This window comes from Fredinandcohnia onubensis (assembly GCF_002734215.1).
GTDB classification, from domain to species: domain Bacteria; phylum Bacillota; class Bacilli; order Bacillales; family Bacillaceae_L; genus Ferdinandcohnia; species Ferdinandcohnia onubensis.
Genome location: NZ_NSEB01000004.1, coordinates 154,451 through 179,584 on the forward strand (window position 1 = coordinate 154,451; position 25,134 = coordinate 179,584).

26 protein-coding genes and 2 pseudogenes are annotated in these 25,134 nt (G+C 36.8%); 25 read left to right on the plus strand and 3 right to left on the minus strand.

Features of this window, described 5'->3' with window-relative positions; all coding sequences use genetic code 11:
• Positions 1-32: 32 nt before the first annotated feature.
• Positions 33-1,037, minus strand: a complete 1,005-nt coding sequence (locus tag CKK03_RS03735; RefSeq protein ID WP_099361287.1) for an LCP family protein — start codon at positions 1,035-1,037, stop codon at positions 33-35.
• 27 nt (positions 1,038-1,064) lie between these two features.
• Positions 1,065-1,697 carry a YigZ family protein gene (locus CKK03_RS03740; protein ID WP_099361288.1) on the minus strand — a complete coding sequence of 211 codons (633 nt, stop codon included), beginning with the start codon at positions 1,695-1,697 and terminating at the stop codon, positions 1,065-1,067.
• A gap of 239 nt (positions 1,698-1,936) precedes the next feature.
• Here CKK03_RS03740 and CKK03_RS03745 point away from each other — a divergent pair, with 239 nt between their 5' ends.
• The 7 genes from CKK03_RS03745 (at position 1,937) to CKK03_RS03775 (ending at position 8,794) form a co-directional block, all read left to right on the plus strand.
• Positions 1,937-3,076 carry a sensor histidine kinase gene (locus CKK03_RS03745; protein WP_099361289.1) on the plus strand — a complete coding sequence of 380 codons (1,140 nt, stop codon included), beginning with the start codon at positions 1,937-1,939 and terminating at the stop codon, positions 3,074-3,076.
• A 189-nt stretch (positions 3,077-3,265) separates the two neighbouring features.
• Complete coding sequence (locus CKK03_RS03750; RefSeq protein ID WP_180271176.1) at positions 3,266-3,958, plus strand: response regulator; 693 nt, start codon at positions 3,266-3,268, stop codon at positions 3,956-3,958.
• A 222-nt stretch (positions 3,959-4,180) separates the two neighbouring features.
• On the plus strand, positions 4,181-4,723 hold the full coding sequence (locus CKK03_RS03755) for a signal peptidase I (protein ID WP_099361291.1): 543 nt from the start codon (positions 4,181-4,183) through the stop codon (positions 4,721-4,723).
• 96 nt (positions 4,724-4,819) lie between these two features.
• Positions 4,820-5,899 (plus strand): hypothetical protein, encoded by a 1,080-nt coding sequence (locus tag CKK03_RS03760; protein WP_099361292.1) that lies wholly within the window; start codon positions 4,820-4,822, stop codon positions 5,897-5,899.
• Positions 5,900-5,988: 89 nt separating this feature from the next.
• Entirely contained in the window at positions 5,989-6,891 is a 903-nt protein-coding gene (locus CKK03_RS03765; RefSeq protein ID WP_099361293.1) for a hypothetical protein, read from the plus strand.
• Between the two features lie 69 nt (positions 6,892-6,960).
• Positions 6,961-7,803 (plus strand): hypothetical protein, encoded by an 843-nt coding sequence (locus CKK03_RS03770; RefSeq protein ID WP_099361294.1) that lies wholly within the window; start codon positions 6,961-6,963, stop codon positions 7,801-7,803.
• Between the two features lie 148 nt (positions 7,804-7,951).
• Positions 7,952-8,794, plus strand: coding sequence for a DegV family protein (locus CKK03_RS03775; RefSeq protein WP_099361295.1), 843 nt, complete (start codon positions 7,952-7,954; stop codon positions 8,792-8,794).
• Between the two features lie 66 nt (positions 8,795-8,860).
• On the opposite strand, the gene CKK03_RS03780 is transcribed toward CKK03_RS03775, so the two are convergent.
• Positions 8,861-9,094 carry a hypothetical protein gene (locus CKK03_RS03780; protein ID WP_099361296.1) on the minus strand — a complete coding sequence of 78 codons (234 nt, stop codon included), beginning with the start codon at positions 9,092-9,094 and terminating at the stop codon, positions 8,861-8,863.
• Positions 9,095-9,280: 186 nt separating this feature from the next.
• Here CKK03_RS03780 and CKK03_RS03785 point away from each other — a divergent pair, with 186 nt between their 5' ends.
• From CKK03_RS03785 to CKK03_RS03870, 18 genes and pseudogenes are all read left to right on the plus strand, one after another.
• Positions 9,281-10,771 (plus strand): ATP-dependent helicase ComFA, encoded by a 1,491-nt coding sequence (locus tag CKK03_RS03785; protein ID WP_099361297.1) that lies wholly within the window; start codon positions 9,281-9,283, stop codon positions 10,769-10,771.
• Positions 10,772-10,836: 65 nt separating this feature from the next.
• On the plus strand, positions 10,837-11,424 hold the full coding sequence (srtD, locus tag CKK03_RS03790) for a class D sortase, LPxTATN-specific (protein WP_099361298.1): 588 nt from the start codon (positions 10,837-10,839) through the stop codon (positions 11,422-11,424).
• 109 nt (positions 11,425-11,533) lie between these two features.
• Positions 11,534-11,887, plus strand: a complete 354-nt coding sequence (locus CKK03_RS03795; RefSeq protein WP_099361299.1) for a late competence development ComFB family protein — start codon at positions 11,534-11,536, stop codon at positions 11,885-11,887.
• 3 nt (positions 11,888-11,890) lie between these two features.
• Positions 11,891-12,595, plus strand: coding sequence for a ComFC family protein (locus tag CKK03_RS03800; protein ID WP_099361300.1), 705 nt, complete (start codon positions 11,891-11,893; stop codon positions 12,593-12,595).
• An 84-nt stretch (positions 12,596-12,679) separates the two neighbouring features.
• Positions 12,680-13,087, plus strand: a complete 408-nt coding sequence (locus CKK03_RS03805; protein ID WP_099361301.1) for a TIGR03826 family flagellar region protein — start codon at positions 12,680-12,682, stop codon at positions 13,085-13,087.
• Positions 13,088-13,159: 72 nt separating this feature from the next.
• Entirely contained in the window at positions 13,160-13,420 is a 261-nt protein-coding gene (flgM, locus tag CKK03_RS03810; protein ID WP_099361302.1) for a flagellar biosynthesis anti-sigma factor FlgM, read from the plus strand.
• Positions 13,421-13,440: 20 nt separating this feature from the next.
• Positions 13,441-13,923, plus strand: coding sequence for a flagellar protein FlgN (locus CKK03_RS03815; RefSeq protein ID WP_099361303.1), 483 nt, complete (start codon positions 13,441-13,443; stop codon positions 13,921-13,923).
• 15 nt (positions 13,924-13,938) lie between these two features.
• A complete protein-coding gene (gene flgK / locus CKK03_RS03820) occupies positions 13,939-15,501 on the plus strand; it encodes a flagellar hook-associated protein FlgK (RefSeq protein WP_099361304.1) in 1,563 nt (520 codons plus the stop codon).
• A 9-nt stretch (positions 15,502-15,510) separates the two neighbouring features.
• Positions 15,511-16,389, plus strand: coding sequence for a flagellar hook-associated protein FlgL (gene flgL, locus CKK03_RS03825; protein WP_099361305.1), 879 nt, complete (start codon positions 15,511-15,513; stop codon positions 16,387-16,389).
• A 42-nt stretch (positions 16,390-16,431) separates the two neighbouring features.
• Complete coding sequence (locus CKK03_RS03830) at positions 16,432-17,022, plus strand: DUF6470 family protein (protein WP_099361306.1); 591 nt, start codon at positions 16,432-16,434, stop codon at positions 17,020-17,022.
• A 19-nt stretch (positions 17,023-17,041) separates the two neighbouring features.
• Complete coding sequence (gene fliW / locus CKK03_RS03835; RefSeq protein ID WP_099361307.1) at positions 17,042-17,479, plus strand: flagellar assembly protein FliW; 438 nt, start codon at positions 17,042-17,044, stop codon at positions 17,477-17,479.
• 11 nt (positions 17,480-17,490) lie between these two features.
• Entirely contained in the window at positions 17,491-17,724 is a 234-nt protein-coding gene (csrA, locus tag CKK03_RS03840) for a carbon storage regulator CsrA (RefSeq protein WP_099361308.1), read from the plus strand.
• Positions 17,725-17,923: 199 nt separating this feature from the next.
• Positions 17,924-18,127: pseudogene (locus CKK03_RS03845) on the plus strand (flagellin N-terminal helical domain-containing protein); the annotation flags it as partial.
• A gap of 278 nt (positions 18,128-18,405) precedes the next feature.
• Positions 18,406-18,918: pseudogene (locus tag CKK03_RS03850) on the plus strand (flagellin N-terminal helical domain-containing protein); the annotation flags it as partial.
• Positions 18,919-19,276: 358 nt separating this feature from the next.
• Complete coding sequence (locus tag CKK03_RS03855; RefSeq protein WP_281254470.1) at positions 19,277-19,378, plus strand: flagellin; 102 nt, start codon at positions 19,277-19,279, stop codon at positions 19,376-19,378.
• Between the two features lie 477 nt (positions 19,379-19,855).
• Positions 19,856-21,790, plus strand: coding sequence for a tetratricopeptide repeat-containing glycosyltransferase family 2 protein (locus tag CKK03_RS03860; protein WP_099361310.1), 1,935 nt, complete (start codon positions 19,856-19,858; stop codon positions 21,788-21,790).
• A 21-nt stretch (positions 21,791-21,811) separates the two neighbouring features.
• Positions 21,812-23,719 (plus strand): glycosyltransferase, encoded by a 1,908-nt coding sequence (locus CKK03_RS03865; protein ID WP_099361311.1) that lies wholly within the window; start codon positions 21,812-21,814, stop codon positions 23,717-23,719.
• Between the two features lie 268 nt (positions 23,720-23,987).
• A complete protein-coding gene (locus CKK03_RS03870) occupies positions 23,988-25,076 on the plus strand; it encodes a glycosyltransferase family 2 protein (protein ID WP_245863997.1) in 1,089 nt (362 codons plus the stop codon).
• Positions 25,077-25,134: the final 58 nt, after the last annotated feature.

The window sequence follows — 25,134 nt, forward strand, 5'->3', positions numbered from 1 at the left end:
TGGAATTGCTCCATCTCTTTGGTGTAAATTAATTAATTTTGATCAAACCGTTGACCAGTTTCCGTAATTTCAAGGTGATCCTTAAGAGTATCGGAGATTGTATCTAATTTGTCCTCACTCACTTCATAATAATATCCGTGGTCGGTCCATGAATCTGCACCTTCAAGTACATGGCTTTCGATTTGGAGTTTTTGCCCTGAAGCAGCATAGTCATATAATGAAAGCATCTCACCAAAAGACAAATTTGTTTGAATATTATTTCCTAATGCATCAATTACATCACCATATTTTGTAATAGAACCTACAGAAATGGCTTTATCAATGATTGCTTTAACCACCAATTGCTGTCTTTTTCCGCGTTCTATATCGCTATCAATTTTTCTTGTTCTTGCTAAAGCAAGCGCTTCTTCCCCATCGAGCTTTTGAAGGCCTTTTTCTAGATGGATTGCATCTGGTCTGTCCTTACTGTCCTGTTCTGAGAAGGATACCGGAACATCAACTTCAATCCCATCAAGTGCCTCAACGACATCGATAAATGCTTCAAAGTTCATTTTTACAAAGTAATCAACTGGAATATCAAATAACTCTTCTACGGTTTCTATCGTTCCATCTACACCGTAATAATGGGCATGATTGATTTTATCATATTCATCTTTAGCGGGTATATAAACTAACGAATCTCTAGGGATACTAATCATATGAACTGTTTTTAAATCTTCATTCAAAGTTGCTAAAATAAGTGCATCTGTCCGTGTTGCCTCCCCCATATTCCGGGTTTCACTATCATCAACTCCCATAAAGAGAATTGAGATATTATCATGTTTTGGATCGACCGGTTCAACACGTCTTTCAGATTTTTCACCGCGATTTAGCTCAGTTTTTGAACCAGCAGCGGCGTCAGCAGCTTTATTTACTAAATAAACTCCATATGCCCCAGCACCAATTAGTAGTAGGAGCAAGGGAATAAAAATAAATCTTATAATTCTTTTTCTCCGCTTTTTTTTCCTAAAAGCGGTTCTAGCAGGTTTCTTCGCCATGTAACTAATCTCCTCAAGGTTTGAATTTTAAATTTCTAATTCTAAATACTCTACAACACCTTCTGTTATCTCTGCTTGTCCATTTGTAAGTTCTGTCATCCATTCGGTAAATTGTGGTGTTTGTTTTTCTTCTACATAGGTTTCGATTTCTACTGCGTCAATATACTTGATTTCTTTAATTTGGTAAATGGATGAGCGTAGTTCGTTTTCGACCTTGCCTAGCCAAGTGTATTCGATTTTTGTATGCATGACTCTCATTAGCTTCCGCTCAACGATTCCGGTTGCTTGGAGGCCTTCTGAGGTTGATTTTCCGTATGCGCGAATAAGTCCCCCTGCACCTAATTTTATTCCGCCGAAATACCTAGTTATGACAACAACTGTATCTTTTAGATGTTTTTTCTTTAAAACCTCAAGTATTGGCACACCTGCAGTTCCACTTGGTTCACCATCATCGTTTGCTTTTTGAATTTGGTCGTTTTCGCCGATTAGATAAGCGGAACAATTATGGGTAGCGTCCCAGTTTTGTTTTTTAATTTTTTGGATAAATACTTGCGCTTCTTCTTCAGTTGTAACGCGGTCGATATATGCAATAAAGCGTGATTTTTGAATATTTATTTCATGCTCGCCATACCCTTTTACTGTATAATAGGAATGAAGCATTATGAAATACCTCCTATCCTGGGCTTTGTTGCGAAAAATAGGCTTGGGTAATAGTAGTGCGACATAATTCGGCACTTATCTAGTTTTTCTGTAATTTTTTGCCCATTCTTCTATTATAAAACGACATAATTTTTACATCAATGGTTTGTTTTTGGCATAGGCTGAATGTAATACAAATGTAACTGTTATGAAACGCTGTAAAAAACAAATCGGTATATAATTTAGATGGAGGTGGGGAGATGGCCACCAAAGGACTTGATATTAAAATTCTGGATTCAATTTTGGAAAAAATGGTGCATACCGTTGATCATAGTAAAGAAGAGATTTTTCGAATTGGTGAGCAATCACGCCAAGAATTTGTAAGTTTAACTGACGAGTTAAAAGAAATTAAGGAACGTGTTGGGACGATTATTGATGAAGTAGATAAGCTTGAAGTCCATACACGTTTCGCTAGAAAGCGACTTTCTGAAGTGAGCAGCCATTTTAATAAGTATTCAGAAGAGGAAATCCGCAATGCTTATGAGAAGGCACATGACCTACAAATGCAACTGACTGTAGTAAGGCAGGAAGAAAAGCAGCTGCGCGAACGTCGCGATGAGCTTGAAAGAAGATTGTTTGGTTTAAATGAAACAATTGAGCGCGCGGATCATCTTGTCGGTCAAATTTCCGTTGTGCTCAATTACTTAAACAGTGATTTTAAGATGGTCGGGGAAATATTAGAGGACGCTAAGCAAAAGCAGGCTTTTGGATTGAAGATTATTGAGGCGCAAGAAGAAGAACGCCGTAAGCTTTCTCGTGAAATTCATGATGGACCAGCGCAGATGCTCGCTAATGTGATGCTCCGCTCGCAAATAATCGATAAAGTCTATCGTGAAAGTCCGGAGCAAGGTGTGAAAGAAATTCATGATTTGCGTAAAATGGTCCGGTCGGCGCTGTATGAGGTTCGTCGGATTATTTATGATTTACGTCCGATGGCATTGGATGATCTTGGATTAGTTCCGACCCTCAAAAAGTATCTATCCACAATCGAAGAATATAATGGAGATACTACGATTTCATTTAAGTTTGTTGGTTCGGAGGAGAGAATACCGTCAAAATTTGAGGTTGCTTTATTCCGTATGGTTCAAGAAGCTGTTCAAAATGCCTTAAAGCATGCGGAAGCTCGTGAAATCGTCGTGAAGCTTGAAATAAGTAGAAATCATGTAACAGTTATCGTTAGAGATAATGGAAAAGGCTTTGATATCCGCGAAAAGAAAAAAGACTCATTTGGCTTAATCGGGATGAGAGAACGAGTTGATTTACTGGATGGAAATCTTACCATTGATTCGAGTGTTGGTGCCGGTACGATTGTAATGATACAGGTACCGATTGAAGTTTGATTTTTCCCTTTTCAATCCGTGAGAAAATTTCGGTAATTCATTGATACGTTACAAGAAATGGTCCAACTACTATAAGCTGCTTATTTATATAGGAAAAATAACACTAAAACTATTAAATGTGTACGTTAATACTGCTTTAGGAGTATTGACCGAAATTGCCTCGATTGTAAAATGAAAGGGGGAGGCGTTATTATGAAAACAAGCATAGTTATTATTGATGATCACCAATTATTTCGTGAAGGTGTAAAACGAATACTAGATTTTGAACCAACCTTTCAAGTCGTAGCAGAGGGTGACGATGGGGAACAGGCACTAGCTCTCATTGAGCAGCATAAGCCTGATGTTGTCATTATGGACATTAATATGCCGAACTTGAACGGGATTGAAGCAACGAAACAATTAATTGACACTTATCCTGATACGAAGGTCATTATTTTATCCATCCACGATGATGAAAGCTATGTGACGCATGCCCTAAAAACTGGAGCAACTGGTTATTTATTAAAAGAAATGGATGCGGATTCTCTAGTCGAAGCGGTTAAAGTCGTAGCAGAGGGTGGATCTTACTTGCATCCAAGAGTAACACATAATTTAGTAAAAGAATTCCGTCGCCTAGCTGTTGCAAGCGGTCAGTCTGTTTCCGCGCATTCACAGGTAACGATGGAGGTTCGCCGCCCATTACATCTACTAACTAGAAGAGAATGCGAGGTTCTCCAACTATTAACGGATGGACGCAGCAACCGTGGTATTGGCGATGACCTATATATCAGTGAAAAAACGGTTAAAAACCACGTAAGTAACATATTACAAAAAATGAACGTAAACGATCGAACTCAAGCTGTGGTAGTAGCGATTAAAAATGGCTGGGTTGAGGTTAAATAATAGAATACTAATATAGTAGAAGGCTGAGCTCTTTGATGGGGCTTGGCTTTTTTGTTTTTATAGGAAGTATTGTACCTTTCATATTTTGACAAAAACGTTCTTATTAAAGAAAAAAACTACTGGAAATGCTTGAAAACATAATGAAAATACGTTATGGTATATACAGATTGTTCTTTCTAAAGAACAAATCCAGGATATCCTTTTTTGAAAAGGAGTGAAAAGATGCTTAAGAAGACATTGAGATGGAGTGGAAATGTATTATTTGTTTTATTAGTTCTGTTAAGTGTTTTAGCGTTGGTGTCGATCTTTCAATCAAAAAATCAGGTTGGACAAGTCCCCTCCATTCTTGGTTTTAAGATCATGACCGTGATGACAGGTAGTATGCAGCCGGAACTACAACCTGGAGATATGATTATCGTTAAGGAGAAGGATCCTAGTAAACTCCAAGTAGAAGATGTCATCACCTATCAACTAAACGAACACACACTCGTAACACATCGAATCGTTGATTTGGTGGAAAAGGATGGAGTAGTCCTTTATCAAACAAAGGGTGATGCAAATAATGTGGTGGACAATGGCTTTGTGTCTCAGGAACAAATCGTAGGCGTTTTAGCTTTAACGATACCTAAGGCTGGGCATTTGGCCCAAGTCTTACAAACCCCTACTGGTATTATCATAATCTCTCTTTTAATTTTGTTGATAATAACGCTTGGAATGATCAAAAAGATGCTAACAGCACAGCGAGAAGAAAGTAGTCATACATAATGCATTCCACCGTTATTACTCATAACTTTTATGACGAAGGAGGTGTAATTAAAATATTTTAGCAGTTTAATACCTTAGTAGAAACGGGAGGATACCATGAAGAAAAAGAGTATTATTGGATTAGTTTCTTTATTTGTTGTGTGTATTGCGGTTGTAGGTACGATTGCTTACTACTCACTCAGTTTTAAAAGTGATAAAAATATTGCAACGGCTGCTAGCTTTAAGGTCGAAGCAACATCGAATGAACAGGCTATTGGTAATGACCAATTTGATTTAGATGATGAACTTTATCCCGGAATGCAAACAGTAGAAGCCTATAGTTTTGAGGTTGATAAGACAGGGACTGAGGTACCAGTGGAGTACTCAGTGAAACTATCTCCAAGTGGTGAACTTTTCCCACAAGGTGTGGAGTCTCCGGTTACCTTTACATTACAACGTCATATCGATGGAGAATGGGTAGCGCTTGATTATTCAGCTGCATTCAAGCCAGAGGTGGACAAGGAAAACTATCGTATTTTAGTTGATTGGCCACACAGTGATAATGATATTGATTTTGAAGGTAAAAGTGGAAACATCCACTTAGAGGTTATTGCGACACAGGTTGATGCAAGTAGCGCTCAGGTAGCAAAAGAAAAGTATCAGGCAGTAAACGAAGAGTTCCTTGCATTAGATAAAGTTCATAATAACACTTCTTTTAATAGAGGCAACTTCACAAAAACTCAATCAGATGCAGTGCAAGATTCACTTAATGAGCTAGCTTCTTACGTTGATGGTTTAGTAGACGGAAAAACAAAGACTGAATTAAAAACGAAAGTAGCGGAGTTACAAAAAGCTCTTGACGAAAAAGTGGCATCTCGTTATGTGTATTATGAAGTTGTGGAAGCAGAAACACATTTTGAGCAGCTTGCATTAAAGCTTACAGCAAAAGTCACCGCCGGACAGTCATCTAGAACACAAAACAATAACCCACTTTACCTAAACTCTATGGGTAAAGGCGACAATATGCAATATCTCAAGTACTCTAATTTTTCATTTGTGAAGCCAGTAGTCGGTGATACTGTATCATTTAATGGATTAAGATTCGATGGTGGAGTAAAGAGTATCGATGTAACTTTCACAAACCTTGGTGACGGCAAATGGCAAATTGAGAGTGATTGGTTAGTAGAAAAGAAATAATTGAGGGACAAGTCTTGTCTTATTGTTCTTTATTAAGAATATATCGTGCATTATGACGACCCGTAACATATGAAAAAGGAGGAACCAAAGTGAAGAAAAAAGCCTTATTCGCCCTAGCTTCCCTTTTAATTATTGCAATTGCGATTGTTGCAACAACAGCCTATTTTACGAAGCAGTTTGTTAGTGACAATAACGAAGCGAAGGCAGCTGTATTTAATGTTGATGTTGTGGATGGCGATGGCCAAACAATTGGAGATGGAAAGTTCAATCTAGGGGAAGATTTCTATCCAGGTATGGAACCTGTTGAAGTGTATAACTTTACAATTAACAAAAATGATACTGAGCTTCCTGTGCAGTACAGTGTAAACTTTACGCCAAGTGGTGAATTATTGACTGGAGATACACCTATTGCTCTTCTACTTCAGAAGGATGTAGAGGGTGTGTGGACGAAGGTTGACTACTCCACAACATTTAAGCCAGAAAATGACTCTGAAAGCTACCGTATTCTTGCAAGCTGGCCGCATGGTGAAAATGACATTGCATTCCAAGGTAAAACAGGAAACATGAAATTAGAGGTAAAAGCGACTCAGGTTGATCCAGAAGAAGAACCTGAAGGGCCACCGTATTTTACTGGGGAAGTTGCATTTAAAGCAACACCAAATGGTTCTACTTTTAAAACAACAGACAAAGAAGTTACCTTTTATTTGAATAAAGAGGGTTATAAAGTAATTGAAATTAGCATGGGTGACGGAACTGGGGTTTTTGAAGAAAAGGTTGGTAAAGTGAGAGTAGTGGGCGAAACATTTAATGGAAAGCCATATTACCGTGTATATACGGAAAAAGAATATTTCGCAAACGAATCAAATGCATGGAGAACACCAGCAGAAAAAATCGATACTTCTGTTGAAGGAGTAGTAAGATTCGATAAGGTTCTCGGACCATATCTATCCATCGAATCGCAAGCTCTATACAACTGGTTTACTTCAAACTAATTATTAAAATAGCATAGGCTGACATAATGTTGTCAGTCTATGCATCACTATAATCGGGAGGTGACTTTATTGAAAAAAACAATTCTAAGAGCAACGGGTTTTTTATCCGCAGGTCTATTAATTTCTGCCATTTTACAAGCAAATACTCCTACGTTCTCATACTTTACCACCCAATATCAAGATGTAATCAATGTTTCGACTGCTTCAGCAGAAGATCTAATTAAACATGTAGAAGTGATTAAGAAAAAAGATGGTAGTTTGGTTGTTGAGGTCGTTCGTGATAGTGATTATGGCTATCGACCTGATGTAGGTTTTTCGATTGAAGGGGATTTGGCCGAATACATCTTACATGTTAATCCAATCAAGGCTGAAATAAACGGAACCTACTCTATTCCCCTTGAAGCCAATGTCAACGCCTATCAATTTTTGGAGCTTTTAACAATGAAGTTTTCCGAAAAAGAAACAACTGTCAAAGGAATACTCAAAGCAAAAAACTATGATGGTCAGGTCATCGCAACAAAAGACATAGAACTAGATATTGAATATTTGTTAAGTCGAATCGATGATAAGATTGTAAGAAACAATCCGAATTTAGAACAGGTTGATGATCCTAAAGCCCTTGAAGACTTAACGAACCTGATTACTTTTTTAGCTAAGGGTGTTAATTGGGAGGAAGAATCAAGTGAGGCGGTCGTTCAAACCATTGCACCGCATTTGCTAGAGAGGCTTGAATCTCAACGGAAACAACTTGATGAAAAAAACAATGAAAAAGTAAAACTACTTGAGGAAATTGAAGCACTGAAACAGCAAAAAGTGGAGCCTCAAACGACTCTTGAAAAGTTAGAAAAGGTTGAAGATGCACAGCTAGAAGAAACTAAAACCAAAGATGAGGCAAATGAGGATGTTAACTAGTGGGTACTGTAACAATAAGAACATAAAGAGGTGAAAAGACGGGAAACGACATCGTAACCCGTTATTTTTATGCTTTCAGGAAGTGACATACCCGTCATTATCATTTAAAATGGAAACTATAAAGAAAGAGGACAGGAAGGTAAAATATATGAAAACGGCGATTGTAACTGATAGTACAGCTTACATACCACTGGAACTCCGTGAAAAACTTAATATACATATGATTCCGTTAAGTGTCGTGTTTGGTAATGAAAGCTACCGCGAGGAAGTCGACATTACAGCGGAAGCGTTTTACGATGAACTTAAAGCACGAAAGGAATTGCCAACAACATCACAGCCCCCAATTGGTGAGTTCGTAGAGCTTTTTGAAAAGCTTGGAAAAGAAAATGATGCCATCATCAGTATTCATCTCTCAAGTGGAATTAGCGGGACTTACCAAGGTTCCGTGACAGCGGGCGAAATGGTAGAGGGTGTGAAGGTTTACTCGTTTGATTCTGAAATCAGCTGTATCGTACAGGGCTTTTATGCGCTTGAGGCAGCGGAGATGGCGAATGAAGGTAAGCCGGTTGAAGAAATAGTAGCTCGGCTCGAAGAAATGCAGCAAACTATTAGGGCTTACTTTATGGTAGATGACCTCACTAATTTACAGCGTGGTGGCCGTTTGAGTGGGGCTGCTGCTTTTGTTGGGAGTTTGCTTCAGGTGAAACCAATCCTTAATTTCGAAGAAAAAGTGATTGTACCTTTTGAAAAAATTCGTACACGTAAGAAAGCATTAAATCGAGTGTTTGAATTATTTGATGAACATGCAAGTAAAGGTGTACCCATGCGTGCAGCATTAATTCATGCAAACATCGAAGAAGAAGCGAAGCAACTAAAGGCTGAGCTCGAACAGAAGTACCCTCATGTTGAATTTTTACTAAGTTATTTCGGACCTGTAATTGGAACCCATCTAGGTGAAGGTGCGATTGGGTTAGGGTGGTATCAGAAATAAGTTTGGTTGGCGCCGTGCTCGGGTGCGGCGCTGTTTTTGGACAAAAAAAGAAATTAGGATATGCTCCTAATTTTTTAGTAAATTTTCATCTTGGGGTACAGATTCTTTATTGTCTTTAACAGGTGCTTTTCTGTACTCATAGCTACTGTATAAACTTAGCACGACGAAGTAAAGTAACAACAGTACAGTCCACGTTGATGATGTGATTTGAATTTTCTCCTGAAATAAAACCGTCAATGCTCCTATGAGTAGAATCGAACCGATGCAAAGCAACAACCCATGCTTTATAATCCATTTCATCTTGTCAATCCCTACCTTTCAATATATTAATCTCCCCCAATAATTGGTTTATTAAACATAAGATTAGGCGTTTACTTGATTTTTAGTTTGGAAACCTTTTGTTAAGGAGATTTTTCTATAAATTAGAGAAACATCGGGTACTATTAGCCCAATAAAAAAACATAAACTAAAAATTGGAGGTTACCTATGAGGTTTATACTAGAAAACGAAATATTAATCCCCGAACCATTATCGGGCAAACATGGTTTTAAACGAATATCCGACCATGAATCTGGATACCCTCAACCACTAAACCCTTCTTATGACTACTCCCCAGAACTCCAATACCTACTCTACCGCAAGCAACTCCTACTCGAAGAAATTCCATTTTCCCTTGAAGACATACAACAACATTATTTGAATGGTTTTGTGCACTATCGAAAATGCATTACGAAAACAAAAGAAGGTTATTCATGTGTTCGCTGTGGCAATTCGGATCAAAAGCTGTTTGCGTCGTTTCAATGTGCAAGATGTCGGCAGGAATGTACATACTGCAGGAAGTGTATTAATATGGGGCGGATGAGCGAATGTACGGTTATGGTGAGTTGGGCGGGGCCAAGACTGACAGTAGAAATCCCGGATAAACCACTTGTATGGGAAGGAACACTCTCTGCTGGACAACAAAAAGCTTCCACAGAACTTATTCGAGTGGTTCGGACAAATGATCAGCTCCTGATTTGGGCCGTGTGTGGAGCGGGAAAAACGGAGATTCTTTTTGAAGGAATTGAAACGGCACTTGAAGCAGGTAAAAAGGTTTGTATTGCCACACCACGAACCGATGTCGTTATTGAGCTAGCACCGCGGATAAAAGCCGCATTCCCAGAAGTTGATGTCATCGCCTTGTATGGAGGAAGCGAGGATCGCAACAAGACAGCCCCTATCACACTCTCTACAACCCACCAATTGCTTCGCTTTTACAAAGCCTTCGATATGGTCATCATTGATGAAGTGGACGCCTTCCCGTATTCCGTGGAACCGATGCTGCAACATGCAGTTAACCAAGCGAAAAAAGAGATCTCCTCGACCATCTACCTTACTGCAACACCAAACAAAACATGGAAAAATGAAATTTCAGCTGGTAAAAGAAAAGCTGTCACGATTCCGGCTAGGTACCATCGTCATCCATTGCCTGTGCCTGAATTTGTATGGTGTGGGAACTGGGAGAAGAGACTAAAAAAGAAGAGGTTGCCAGGGAATGTGATGACATGGATTAAGGAACATCTTGATATCAGAAAACAAGCCTTCCTGTTTGTCACGCGGATTACGTATCTTGAAAGCATTGTCCAGATTTTACAAACGCTCGATCTACGAATTCAAGGTGTTCATGCCGAGGATACGGAGCGCAAAGATAAGGTAGCGCGCTTCCGTACCGGCGAAATTCCAATCCTTGTCACAACAACCATTTTAGAAAGAGGCGTAACCGTTCCGAATATTGATGTGGCTGTCTTGGGAGCGGAGGATCGCATTTTTACGGAGAGTGCTTTGGTCCAAATTTCAGGCCGGGTTGGTAGAAGTGCACAATTTCCGACTGGTGAGATTTTGTTTTTTCATTTCGGAAAAACAAAAGAAATGGTGAAGGCAAAACAGCATATCGAAAAAATGAACAAAGAGGCCCTCCAAAACGGCTTCATTGATTGATTTTGCAACCCATTTTGATTATGATAAAGATAACGGACAAAGAACGAAAATGGTGGTGATTTCCAGTGAAAAAGGTTGTTTATACGTTTGCTCTTTTGTTAATCATCGGTGGAGTATCATTAACAGGGTACTCGATTTTTCAAATTTGGGATTCAAATCAAGCACAAAAAGAAGCATTGGTCCAGGCAGAGGAACTCATTTCAGCTCTTCCTGTAGAGGAAGAGGCAGAGAAGGAAGTTGTAATTCCAACCTTTGAAAAAGGCGAGACAATGGGAGTTTTAGAAGTTCCAAAGCTAGGTGAGAAAATGCCAATCATCGAGGGAACAGATGAGGATGAACTCGCAAAGGGCGTAGGTCATTATCTCGGCACCGCGCTACCGACGCAAAATGATCAAATCGTTCTCTCAGGCCACCGCGATACCACTTTTAGACGTTTTGATGAACTTGCAATCGGTGACACATTTGTTGTGAAAATGCCATACGGTGATTTTACCTATGAAATAGTGGATACGAAAATCGTGGATGCGGACGACCGGACCATCATTAAATCAACAGCGCCAAACGAGGAGCTTATTGTAACAACCTGTTTTCCGTTCGGATACATTGGAAACGCGCCACACCGCTTTATTTTTTATGGAAAAATGGTTAATTGACCTTGTGACCCCTAAGCTGGACGGAATCTGGCATAGGGGTTTTTGGATAGGACCAAAGCATTATTTTTCGATCGTTAAAAAGGAATAATACGAAGGACTGTCAAATTAAATGAGTAGGCCAAAAGTATTTCCAATTTATGTTTATTGTATGATGATGAAAAAAGAGAATGGAGAGGTTCATATGAAGGTTTTTAATGCAATGGAGCCATTAGTGGCTGAAGCAATCAATGATAACTGGTCTGAATTTAACCTGCCTTGTAAATGTGAACAATGTAAAAATGATGTGTTCGCCCTCACGCTTAATAATATACCACCGCGATATGTCTCGAAAGATAGTGGTATGGCGTATGTTCGGGCTCAATATTTTAATAAACAAATGATGGCGAATATCTATGTAAAAATCGCAGAAGCTGTCAACATCGTAGCAAAAAATCCTCAATGCGCTAATTTTCAAAGGAGCTAACCGATGTCTACATGTATTCTTTGCAATCAATATTTTGAAGAAGTGGATTCATGGGCAACCTTGTTTTCTTTAGTAGAACCTGATCCACTTTGTTCTACTTGTAGTGAGAAATTCGAAAAAATAGAAGATGAATTTTGCGAAGGTTGTGGTCGGCCTTTTTCTGATGTGTCTGACGAATATCGCGAGGGAAACCTCTGTTATGACTGCGTTCGCTGGGAAAAGGATCCTCGCTGGCAGGGTGTCCTCACAAAGAACCGGTCGATTTACCTCTATAATGACTTTGCAAAAGATGTGATCTCCCTCTATAAATTCCGCGGAGATTTTGTGATTTCTTCTATATTTAAAACCCCTCTTACAAAAGCTTTCAAAACTCATTTTAATCCTACTTATCTTGTTGTACCAATTCCATTAAGTGACGAGCGTTTGTATGAACGTGGATTTAACCAGGCTAAGGCGTTAGCGGGTTTGTTGGATGTGTCAATTCATGATGCGCTGGCGAGGACTCACCTTGAGAAACAATCGAAAAAAGGCCGTTCAGAACGGATTTCTGGTGAAAATGTCTTCCGAGTGACTGGAGAAGTTCAGGATAAGGATATTTTGTTAGTGGATGATATTTATACTACTGGTTCTACGTTACGGCAAGCGGGGAAGGTGCTGCTAGAGGCAGGTGCAAGATCAGTTTCATCGTTGACGTTGATGAGGGGGTAGATATTTCAAAAATCTGTCACTATAAACTCCTCCAAAACCACCGATATAATAGATAGAAAAAAGGTGTTCGAGGAGAGAATCAATATGGCGGAACTAATGAATTGCCCAAATTGCGGAGGTCTATTTGTAAAAACGAATCTACGTGATGTATGTGAAAAATGCTATAAAGAAGAGCAAATCGCATTCGAAACGGTTTATACGTTTATTCGAAAAAAAGAAAATCGGACAGCAACTATCTTTGAGACCTCAGAGGGAACGGGTGTTACTGAGGAATTAATCATCAAATTTATTAAAAGCGGACGTTTGCGTCTTGCGCAATTCCCAAACCTTGGATATCCATGTCAAAAATGTCGCACCATAATTAGGGAAGGTAGTCTATGCGACGACTGTACAAAGGAACTTCGTAGTGAATTATCTAGTTTCCAAAAAGAACAGGAACGAATGCGAGAACTGCGAATTCGTGAAAAAAGAACGTATTATGTTGATAAATAATCTAAACTTTTTCATGTCGCTGCCGATATAATAAAAAAGAAATAAAGTTCGGATAGAAAGCGAGGTTTTACCATGAAAATTAACCAGTTCGGACCAGTCGGAATGAATCCATATAAAAAACAAATGAACAAGGTTGCTACTACAGAAAAATCAACTCAAACGGATAAAGTGGAGATCTCTTCGGCTGCAAAACAGTTGCAGGAAACATCACCTATAACCGTTGAACGTCAACAAAAGGTTGAAGCCCTAAAGCAACAAGTTCAAAGTGGTACATATAAAGTGAACGCAGAGGACGTTGCGAAAAGCGTTTACGATTTTTATTTTAAAAAATAATGTGAAAAAGGAGGGTCATTATGTCAGCTGAAAACTTAGTCGAAACGCTCAAAAAGATCTTAACGTTACATCAAAATTTACTTAAGCTCTCTGAGCGAAAAACAGAAATCTTGAAAAAAGGCGACATCGATGCCCTCAACGAACAAATGAAAGAAGAGCAAAAATACATTTTGGCAATAAGGCAAATGGAAAATGAACGGATTACCATTGTCGATAATTTGCTTGGACCACGTGTTCAAGAGAAGACATTATCGAAATGTATTGAAGTTGCTACTGAGCCAATTCGTTCTGAGTTGGTGGAATTACATGATGATTTGGTAAAAGTGACTCACGATTTAAAGGCAGTAAACGAATTAAATCAGCAGCTCACACACCAGTCGTTGCAGTACGTGAACATGTCGTTGGACATGCTGCTGCCACAAGAACAAACCGCTACCTACGGAAACCCAGCGGGAACAAAAGAGAAAAAGCAAACACGTTCGATGTTCGACTCAAAAGCTTAAACGGAGGATGGAAAAATGGTATCAACTTTTCATGGACTAGAAACTGCACGCCGCGGCATGATGACCCAGCAAAGTGCGTTATATACAACTGGACACAATATCGCAAATGCGAGTACACCTGGCTACACAAGGCAACGTGTCAACTTCACCCAGACAAATCCGTATCCATCTCCTGGTCTAAATGCACCCAAATTTCCTGGACAACTTGGAACAGGTGTTGAAGCTGGTACGATTCAACGTGTGCGCGAAAGCTTTTTAGACGTACAATTCCGCGGTGAGCAAACAAAAACAAGTTATTGGGAAACACGCGCAAATGCATTAGGGAAAATGGAAGAAATTATGAACGAACCATCTGAAACAGGTCTTGCAAACACAATGAACCAGTTTTGGCAGTCTCTGCAGGATTTAGCGGCTAACCCAGAAGACCAAGGTGCACGTTCGGTAGTGCGCCAACGTGGAGAAATGGTAGCAAACACTTTCAATTATCTAGCAAACTCTTTAACTGCGATAAAAGACGACTTTGGCAAACAAATCAGTGTAACTGTGAAAACAGTCAACTCGCTTTCTGATCAGATTAGTAAAATAAATAAACAAATTTCAGAGATTGAGCCAGTCGGTTATTTACCAAACGATTTATACGACGAACGTGATCGGTTAATTGATGAGCTTTCAAAATACGTGGAAATTAAGGTTCACCCTCCAAGAAGCAGCGGTGGCGATTCGCTCCCAGTTGCAGAGGGAATTTTAGACATTTCAATCGTCGGTGAGAACGGTATAGAGACCAAACTGATCGAAGGTAGTAATTATAAAAAGCTCTCAGTCGTTCCTGCAATGGATTCAGATGGAGACGGAGTAAATGACCAACCAACAGGGCCTGTTACAGGTTTCCAATTAGATGGACAAACTATTCCTTTTGTACGTAGCGGAGAAATGAAGGCATTAGTTGAAGCTTATGGCTATATCGAAAATGGCGAAGAAAAAGGCATTTACAACAAAATGCTAGATGACTTGGATAAAATGGCTTATTCTTTTGCCAATCAGTTTAATAACGTTCATAAACAAGGATATACGTTAAAAACTTCAACAGAACCAAGTGCGCAGGGTGGTGACTTTTTCAATCCATTTACTGGAACTGGGGCAAAAGTACATGCGGGTGCCGCATCGACTATTAGTGTTTCATCTAACATTGACAACCTCAGCAACATCGCTGTTTCAACGATACAAGGTGAATCAGGAAATGGCTACAATGCTACCAATCTAGCAAATGTAAAAAATGCTGATTTTGGTAAATTAGCTGGATTTCCGATAACAGCTGGAAGTATTCAGTCCTTCTACGAATCTTTAATCGGTTCAATGGGTGTTGATTCACAGGAAGCAATTCGTATGGCTGACAATGCAGCAGTGTTGAAGGATTCAGTAGAAAACCGACGTCAATCTGTAAGTGCTGTATCACTTGATGAAGAAATGACAAACATGATCAAATTCCAGCATGCATACAACGGTTCGGCTAGAATGATTACAGTACTGGACGAAATGCTAGATAGAATAATAAACGGCTTAGGTACTGGTGGAAGGTAGGTGTAAAAAATGCGCGTAACACAATCCATGTTAACAAATAACATGCTCCGTAATCTAAGTAACAGTTATGAAAGACTTGGGAAATACCAGGATCAATTAAATACCCAAAAGAAGATTACCAAACCATCCGATGATCCGGTTGTAGCAATAAAAGGTATGCGATACCGGACAGACCTCGCTGAGATTGAGCAATACCAACGCAATCTTTCTGAGGCTTATACTTGGATGGAATCAGCGGATGATGCGATGGATAAGATGTCTCAGGCGCTACATCGTGTAAGAGAACTAACTGTCCAGGCAAGTACCGGTACAAACGGACCTGACGAAAAGACTAATATTGCTTTAGAGGTTGAACAATTAAAAGAGCATATTGCAACTATCGCCAATACAAAGGTTGGGAATAAGTTTATCTTTAATGGCACAAACACTACAGAAGCACCGATTGATTTAGTTGCTAATAAGATTCCTATCTCTAGTAATGATGTTTTACTTGAGGTTTCTAAAGGAGTCCATATTAATGTTAATGTAAAGTCTACTGACCTTTTAAAAGGTAATAATACTAATGACATTTTCACAGAACTGGATAATCTAATAAGTGATCTTAATTCCGATGGTGATGTTGGAAAATACCTTGATTCTTTAGATTCTCACCTTTCAAATGTTGTCGCAAATCGCGCGGATCTTGGTGCAAGATATAATCGTATTGAACTCATCAACGATCGACTTGGTTCTCAAGAAGTCATTGCCACTAAAATTATTTCTGAAAATGAAGATGCGGAAATGGAAAAGGTTATTATTAACTTAACAACAGCAGAAGCAGTACATCGTGCAGCTCTTGGAGTAGGCGCGAAAATTATGCAACCAACACTGATGGACTTTTTACGTTAAGCTATCTTTTTATGAGATAGCTTTTTTAATAGGAGGGATTCGATGGAGTTAGCTCAAATTAGCTTAGAATCTCAAAATGCAAAAATAAGTATTCGCACTACAAAACCAGTTCAAGAAATTCAACAACCTAAAGCAGATTTATCAATTGAACAGCCAAATGCAGAGTTGACGATAGAAACTACACCTGGAAAACTTACTATAGATCAAACTGAAGCTTGGGCAGACATGGATTTAAAACATATTTCTCGTCGAATAGCTGAAGCTGCCGATAAGGGTTATCAAGATTCACTTGAAGGAATAGCAAGACGAGCCCAAGAAGGAAATGAACTAATGAAAATTGAAAATGGTGGAAATTCAATTGCCCATATTGCCAAACGAAATAGCGAAGGCCTTGAGCTTCAATTTAACATCGGGTGGATACCGTCTCACTTTAGTGTCAAGACTAATTATGTCCCAGCTAAGGTTGATGTTCAAGTGAAGGAGAACAAGCCAATTATAAATGCAAACATCAATAAACCTATTCATGATTATATCCCCGGTAAAGTAGATATTTCTCTTGAACAAAATAAGTCATTAAAGATTGATTTTGTTAATTTAAAATATAAAGGTGTAAACTACGAGCAAGAGATATAAAAAATAAGGTTGTGAAAAAATGAGAATAGATACAAAATATCATGGCGAGATACATATAGAAGAAAAAGAAATTATTACGTTTGCGAATGGATTACCTGGATTTTTGGAAGAAAAGAAATTTGTGATGCTTCCTTTTGGTGATGATACAGGAATTTCTATTTTACAGTCAGTTGGAACGGACCAACTTGCATTTGTTGTTACAACCCCTTTTTTCTTTTTTAAAGAGTATGATTTTGCGTTGGACGATCAAGTGGTCGATCAACTACAGTTGATATCAGAAGAAGATGTAACTATGTTTGTTATTTTAACAGTTGAGGATCCGTTTGAAAAAACAACAGCTAACTTACAAGCTCCAGTAGTAATAAATAATAAAAAACAACTTGGTAAACAAGTGATCTTAAACAATACACGATATCAAACGAAACACAAGATCTTTGAAAAGGTGTTCACGAAATAGGAGGTGGGAGAATGCTTGTTTTAACTAGGAAAGTTAATGAATCAATTAAAATTGGTGATGAAATTGAAATCACCATCCTCTCAGTTAGTGGTGAACAAATTAAGATTGGTATAGATGCCCCACGACATGTTGAAATTCACCGGAAAGAAGTTTATCTAGACATACAAAATGAAAACAACCAAGCCTCCCAAACCTCAATAGATCTACTTAATCAACTTAATATTAACTTTAAGAATACCCGTTAACCACTAATATTACGGGTATTTTTATTTACGAAATATTTGTTGAAAAAAATCTAAAAATCTATTAAACAATTGCAATACATGTCGATATTAAGTATGTAATGCAAATAAGTATAAAAGGCGGCCGACTTTCGTACTATTTGTAAATATTTTAAATTCCACAAGGACGTGGGATTACCAAAATTCAAGGAGGAAATAGAAAATGAGAATTAATCATAATATTGCAGCTCTTAACACTTATCGTCAGTTAGGTAATGCAAACAATGCACAACAATCATCAATGGAGAAATTATCTTCGGGTCTTCGTATTAACAAAGCTGGAGACGATGCAGCAGGTCTTGCAATTTCTGAAAAAATGCGTGGGCAAATCCGCGGATTAGATATGGCGTCTAAAAACGCTCAAGACGGTAGACTAGAAATGCCGCTCTAAGCAGTAATGTTTAGATGAACACTCCGTGAATTCGGTGGAACCCCAAACCAACATATGTGGATGGTGGGCAATACCGAGCCAAGACTAATGAATCGGTAACAAGTAATTAGGAAGGTGTGACGGTCAGGTGGTGAGGAACCGTACCAATAACCCACCCACGAGCGCGGGGCATCCTGATAGGATGAAGATATGACCTGAACTTTATGGAAACATAAAGAAGCAGAGGATAAAAAGCCACTGCGATAACATATTTGATTTCTCTAATCCAAACAGCTGAAGGTGCTTTAAATGAAACACATGCAATCCTTCAACGTATGCGTGAATTAGCTGTTCAAGGTGGTAATGATACCAACGTAACTGCTGATCGTGGAGCAATTCAAGATGAGTTAAATCAATTAATGTCTGAAATTGATAGAATTGCGAATAATACAGAGTTCAATACTCAAAACTTATTGAAAGGCGATTTCTCAGGCACATTACAAATTGGAGCAAATGATGGCCAAGTCATTAATGTTCAAATTTCTGGGATGGGTGCAACTTCATTAAACATGACAGCTGCGAACGTTTCTGTTAAAGACAATGCGACAGCAAGTATAGCTATTTCGCATATAGATGGTGCGATTGAAGCTGTATCTAAACAACGATCACAACTAGGTGCTTTACAAAATCGTTTAGATCACACAATTAATAACTTAGGTACTTCTTCAGAAAACCTAACTGCTGCGGAATCTCGTATCCGCGACGTTGATTATGCTTTAGCTGCCTAAGCGGTGAAAAGTACAGTCGTCCTAGCTGGTAACGGCTAGTGATTATTATCGGGTGAATTGCTGGAAAACCCTTAGAGCTTTTCTTACCACAACGTAGTTGGAAACGGCAAGCGTGATGGTTTGAAAAAAGAAAAGATATGGGCAATCAGCAGCCAAGCTCCTGTCTCGAAAGAGTGGAGAAGGTTCAACGACTAGGATAGACCATCTAAAAGCTAAGCTCAAGATGATGAAATTCGTAGGTGAAACAGTGTCCATCAGCATTGTGAATCCGAAGTGCCCGACCCTTACTAGATTGCTAGAAGGTGAAGATATAGTCTAGTCATTTATGAAAGTAAATGTTCGCACGATGGCGAAAGAAATGATGGAACAAACTAAGAACTCAATCTTAGCACAAGCATCACAAGCAATGTTAGCTCAATCTCAACAATTACCACAAAGTGTTTTACAACTTCTACGGTAACGATTGAAAGGGCGTCTTATTTAGTAATGGATAAGATTATCACTGGGTGAATTGCTGGAACTTCCTAAAGCTTCACCAACTACAACGTAACTGGAAACGGTCAGCGTGACGGTGCGAAAATGATGAAGATGAAACAATGGATAATCAGCAGCCAAGCTCCTGTCTCGAAAGAGTGGAGAAGGTTCAACGACTAGAGAAGTACGGTCTAAGGCGAAAGCTATGACTATGAATCTCGTAGGGCAGTGAAAAGCTGTTCGAAGTGCCCAGCTCCATGAAAGTCATGGATGAAGATATAGTCTATTCTATGATCGAAAGACATAGTGGCAAAGCAAGCCAACCAACAACCACAAGGTGTTTTACAACTACTTCGTTAATATTAAATATTAGGAAGTAGTAACTTGAAAGAAATATCGTGCTATATATTATTTAGCACGATATTTTTATTGAATTTACTACTTAAGGAGGGGAACTAACAAGATGAGGCCATTTATATCATTATGCATGATTGTAAAAAATGAAGAAAAAGTAATTGAACGTTGCCTATCTTCTATAGTCAATCTAGTAGATGAAATAATTGTTGTAGATACAGGTTCAACAGATAACACTATAGAATTAGTCGCACAATACACAAAAAGCATTTATGAATTTGAATGGATAAATGATTTTTCGGCTGCACGGAATTATGCAGCATCAAAAGCTTCAGGAGAATGGATACTTGTACTTGATGCAGATGAATATATTGATGAGGAAAATTTCAAGGAATTTATTCTTGAATTAAAAAAAGATAACGGTCAATATGAATCCTATTACGCAAAAATATTAAACTTTACTGGTGATTATGGAGAACATTTAGTTCAGAACTTTCATGATAGGATTTATAAAAATAATGGTGATATTGAATACCATCGTAAAATACATGAGCAATTTAGGAGCGCAACAGGAGGCCCATTAAGAAATAATAAATCGAATTTATTAATCTTCCATTCAGGGTACCTAAAACATACTGTTTCTGAAAAAGATAAAAATCAGCGTAACAGGGAGCTACTTGATCAAGAAATGAAGTCGGGGAATAATAATGCATTTGATTTCTTTAATTTAGGTAATGAGTATAGCTCATTGGGCGATTATGGTAAAGCATTAGATTCTTATTTAGAGGCTTATAAACTTAAAAGAGATTTTCGACTTGCGTGGGTTTCTACTACATTAGTTCAAATTGTTCTCTGTTTAATTAACTTGAAAAGATATACTGATGCAATAAATGTCGCTAAGGATGCTGAGAATATTTATATTAATTCACCTGAATTTCCGTATTTAAAAGGAGAGGTATTTTTTCAAAGAGGTCAATTAGAAGATGCAAAGGTAATATTTCAGGGAATCATAAATGATAAAGAGGAATATAGTCATATTATCTTCAGGCCTGATTTAAAGGATCAGAGACCACATCTACGTTTAGGAGAAATTTACCTTTTTCAAGAAGAGTATAATAGTGCAATATATCACTATACTAGTGTTTTAAACATAAATAAATATAATAATGAAGCCATTAGTAAAGTAGTGGAAATACTAAGTGAGGTTCATACTATTGAAGAAATTGCAAGTTTTTTAATTTCTAAAGAACTAATTAATGAAAAAAATATTACAAGTTACGTTAAAGCGTGTTTTGAAATAGGCAATCCCTCATTAGCAATAGAAATTTTAGAAGATTATTCTGATGAGTACCAACTATTAAAGAAAGTTGCTCAATTAAAGAACCTGATTATCTACGAGCAAGGTGAAATTAAACAATTTCATGAGGTATTTAAACCAGAAATAATAAAAAAACTGATTGAATCGAATTGGATAAATATTATCGATATTTTATTGTTAAGGAATTATGCAACTTCATATGAAAATATATTGCAAGTATTCGATTCATTAAAACAGAACGAACAACTCAATAAATTAATAGATTTAGTAGATGGCAATGAATCAGTCATAAATGTTGATGAAGGCTTAGTGATATATGCATTACAGGCATTTTTTGCTTATAAACAATACGACCTTTGTAATGTAATTTTAGATGAAATAGAAACAACTGATAACAATACAGTATTAAAAATTGCAAGGGTATTATTTAATAATGGATTTAAAGGGGAGGCATTACAATTATATAATTTATGTGATTGGAATAAATTTGATGAACAGGATTTTGTTAATATTATAAATTGTTTGATGAAATCGAACAGTTTAAATAATGCATTAGACGTTTCTAATTACGCTATTATGAATAAAAATAATTTTAGATTTTATCAGTTTGCAATAGAAATCCTAAATGCTCTAGGTGATGATGAGAATAAAGAGAAGTATATTACTAATGCATTAATGGAATATCCGGATAGCCTATGGTTAAGAAACCAATATTTACAATCATAATAAAGGACGGAATAATACATCATGGATATTAATATTGAAACAAAATGTTATGAGTCTCTGGAATATTTTTTAGATGAGGATTACTTTAGAGCATATGGTATATTGTTCGATGAATTGAAAAAAAATCCTGATAATGAAATAATAAAAATATTTTTAGCAGTTTTTTCATTTTCAACAGGTAATCAAGAAATATCAGATTATTATATAGGTGAGGTAGGTCTTGAGATATATAAAAAATATTTGGCTTTTGATAGAAGTAAAAAACTCTTAGATACCCTATTAACAAATAAAATTGAAAATAGGGAATGGAATAACTATAGAAGACCAAAAAATACAAATGAACTAAATAGAATTGCTATAACTGCCCCCATATGTAGTGGAGATGTACTTGAAGTAGGATGTGCAAGTGGTGAATTATCATCAGTTATTGCCATGCATGTTAACAACGTATTCGGTATAGATATTGATCCTGTTGCAATTGAATTAGCTAGATACAAAGTGAAAACTTTTGGTTTAAGCAATTGTTATTTTAATCTTGGCGATGGGGCAAATCTCTCATTTCAAGATAATACATTTGATACGGTTATTCTTGCTGAAGTGTTGGAGCATGTTCCAGATCCTGTCCCTTTTATTGAAGAAGCATTAAGGGTATGTAAACATGGAGGAAGAATAATTATTAGTGTTCCCAAAGGATATTCTATCCCAGATCCCGATCATGTAAGAATATTTACAAGGGAAAATTTAGTGGCTTTAATAAATAATTTTACAAGTTGCCATATTAATTGGGTAAATGAAGTACCTAGTCAGTGGATATTGTGTTATATAGACATAGAAAAGGAAAGTGATGAAGAAAGTCATTTTAATAGAAACTCTAGTTTCCTACCATCCCATAGATTGAACGAGATGGATTACAATGAAAAAGTATCAATAATAATACCGACCTATAATAGGGCTAGTTACTTAAAAGAATCATTAGAAAGTGTATTATTCCAAACCTATCCAAATAAGGAAATTATAGTTGTAAATGATGGTTCAACTGATGAAACGGATAAGATACTTAAAGAATATCAACATTCAATAACTTACATTTCAAAAGAAAATGGTGGAAAATCTTCTGCAATAAATCTTGGGATGGAAAAAGCGACAGGAGACTATATTTGGATATTTGATGATGACGATATCGCCTTACCAAAAAAGTTAGAGATTCAAATTAGAAAATTTCAAGAAAATAAAAGCATTGGACTTATTCATACATCTGCTATCTATCTTCAAGAGTATAACAATTCCTTAATTCATTCTGGGATGTGGAATGCGAGGAATGTAGAATCCCAATTTGCTTTGAAAGAACAGATTAAGGGGAATCACTTTTTTACTCCTAGTGTTATTGTTCGAAGAGAATGTTACGACAAAGTAGGTAAGTGGGATGAAAGTCTTGTAAGAGCTCAAGATTATGATATGTGGACACGAATTTGTAGGTATTTCAACACATTAGCTCTACCAATACCAACCTTACATTATCGATTACATTCAGGAACTCGTGGGACAAAAATGGAAAGCATCCAAATAAATAATTTGCAGGAATCCACTATGAAGTATCATCAGTTAGTAGTGAAAAAAGTACATGATATTCCTATTGAAGAGATTTATCCAAAAGACATTCGAATTAAGGACAACAATGTTTATTTGATTGAATCTTTACTTGAAAGAGCATTATATATGGCAAATAATGATTTACTTAAAGAGTGTATGGAAGATATTGAAAAGGCTAAACAAATTGCAATGAACAGTGAAATTCAGTATTTAAATTTTTCACTACAAGGCTTACAAATAATAAAAGAACTGGATAAAGTTATTAGTCAGTTAGGTGAATCTAGAGCAGTACTCGGTATATTATTTTTTATTAGAATGATTAAACGCGCAAACGCATAAGAATATATTCTAAATCGCTTAAATGTAAAATAATCTTTCTCCTTATAGTAAATGAAGATTTAGATTATTCTATGGACAAAGACATAGCTACAAATCAGTACTTAAATACTTGAAGTTTTTCATAGGCATCAGTAACTGAATAAAATAATAAACACTATATAGATTGCTAAATATCGATATTAAATTTATAGTAACTTTTTATTAATTTAATTTATCTTTAAAGAGTATTGTAAGATATTCTGATTGACTAAAGTCAGGAAGTGGGATTTTGCCAAAATTATCATTAACAATGATTGTTAAAAATGAGCAAAAATATCTAGAACGGTGTTTAAATAGCGTTAAAAATATTGTTGATGAGATTATTATTGTAGATACTGGATCTACGGACGATACAAAAGTTATTGCTTCTTCTTTTCAAGCAAAAATATATGACTATCAATGGATTGATGACTTTTCAGTTGCACGAAATTTTGCTCTTCTACAGTCAACTGGGGATTGGAATCTTATATTGGATGCTGATGAGTATATAGTCAATGATTGTAATGTAGATATTGTTGATTTTATAAATAATGAAAATAATCAGAACATCATCGGACGTATTAAAATTGTTAATAAGTTTGTTCAAAACAGTGAAATTAGATACTCCGAGGCTTTCGTATCTAGATTAATTCCAAAGGGTATCGGATATACGGGGCGTATACATGAACAAATAGAGTCGGATTTTGTTAGAAAAAATATAAATGTTGAAGTATTTCATGATGGTTACTTTGAAAAAGATAAAACACAGCGGAATTTATCTATATTACTAAAAGAACTTGAAGAAAAGCCCTATGATGATTACATCCTCTATCAGGTTGGAAAACAGTATCAATTAAAAAAACGATTACAAGAGTCTGAAAAGTATTTTGGTGAAAGTAATAAATTAATAGCGTCAGATAGTTGGTATAGACCATCACTTATTGTGGATTATTTATATGTAATTATAAATAATAAGTCCTTTGCTAAGGGGCTAAGGATTATTCATCAAGAACAAGAGAGGTTGGCAGATATGCCAGATTTTCATTTTGTTTGTGGTTTGTTTTATATGGAATTAGTCTTTTATAATATCAAGCAATACGGTCACTTGTTTAAAAATATCGAGAAAAGCTTTCTTAACTGCTTAGCAATTGGAGAGACAAGTGAGTATGATAGTGTTAAAGGAACCGGTAGCTTTTTAGCTAGTTATAACTTAGGTGTTTATTATGAAACTACAGGGGATATTAAGAAGGGAATTTACTATTATCAAAATGCAAGTCAATACCAATATGAACCTGCTATTGATCGTTTGCGTCGGTTAGTAAAAAGCAATATTGATTGAATTGTTTATTTAGATACTTATTAATAGATTCTTAGTAGTGTTATTCATGCTTCTTAAG